The sequence below is a fragment of the Frigidibacter sp. ROC022 genome, assembly GCF_024723735.1.
GTDB lineage: Bacteria > Pseudomonadota > Alphaproteobacteria > Rhodobacterales > Rhodobacteraceae > SLM-1.
In genome coordinates, this window is record NZ_JANQDU010000017.1 from 1 (window position 1) to 1,051 (window position 1,051).

The 1,051-nt window shown below is 63.7% G+C and carries 1 protein-coding gene; it reads right to left on the reverse strand.

The genetic code is table 11. The annotated features are described in order from the left end of the window. Positions 1-55 precede the first annotated feature (55 nt). Positions 56-988 carry an IS5 family transposase gene (locus tag NUW50_RS21315; protein WP_258291209.1) on the reverse strand — a complete coding sequence of 311 codons (933 nt, stop codon included), beginning with the start codon at positions 986-988 and terminating at the stop codon, positions 56-58. Positions 989-1,051 lie beyond the last annotated feature (63 nt).

Consider the following 1,051-nt stretch of genomic DNA (forward strand, 5'->3'; position numbering starts at 1 on the left):
TGGCTCTGTTGCACAAATCGGATAATGTCCGGGGTTCCCCTTTCCCCGGACAGACCTATCCCGCGGCCTCTGTGACAGGGATGCCGAGCGCGGTGTAGCCGTTCAGAACGGCGATACGGACCTGAAGCTCGGCGACCTGCCGATCGAAATCCCGTGCCATGAGGCGCTGCCCCAGCAGTTTCACGCAGTGCATCTTCGTCTCGACGCGGCTTCGGCGGTGATATCCGCTCCATCGTCGCCAGAGTGCCCGGCCAAGGTATCTCGCGGCGCGGAGGGCCTCGTTGCGTGCCATGGCACCAGCCGTGATCACCTTCCAGGGCTTGGCATTCCTGCGGGGCGGAATGACGGCATGAGCGCCGCGGTCGGCGATGGCGTCGTGGCATTTCCGGGTGTCATACGCGCCATCTGCCGTGACGCTGCCGATCTCCTGATCCTCCGGGATCTGGTCGAGCAGATCGGGCAGCACCGGCGCATCACCGATATGGCTGCCGGTGATCTCGACGGCCCGGATCTCCAGCGTTTGCGCGTCGACCCCGAGGTGGATCTTGCGCCAGACCCGTCGTTTGGCGCCGCCATGCTTGCGGGCATGCCACTCACCTTCGCCCTCGACCTTGATCCCTGTGCTGTCGATCAACAGGTGCAGTGGCCCCCTGGAACCGCGATAGGGGATATTCACCGCCAGGGTCTTCTGACGACGAGACAGCGTGCTGAAGTCGGGCACCGTCCAGTCGAGGCCGACCAACCGAAGCAGGCTCTCGACGAAGCCGGTCGTTTGGCGGAGCGCCATGCCGAATAGCACCTTCATGGAGAGGCAGGTCTGGATGGCCGCGTCACTGAAGCTCTGCTGGCGGCCACGCCTGCCGGTCGGCACAGCCTCCCAGTTCATCTCGGGATCGAACCAGATCGTCAGCGAGCCCCGGCGCTTGAGCGCTTCGTTATAGGCGGGCCAGTTCCTGGTCTTGTAGGTCGGGGGTGTCGGTCTGCTCATGCCACCCAGCTATCAGGCTGGATTCAAAAGATGAATCCCCTCAAGGATTTGTGCAACAGAGCC

Bases quoted from the DNA above. Each gene is read 5' to 3' on its own strand.
- NUW50_RS21315 (WP_258291209.1), bottom strand. From the start codon at position 988: ATGAGCAGACCGACACCCCCGACCTACAAGACCAGGAACTGGCCCGCC.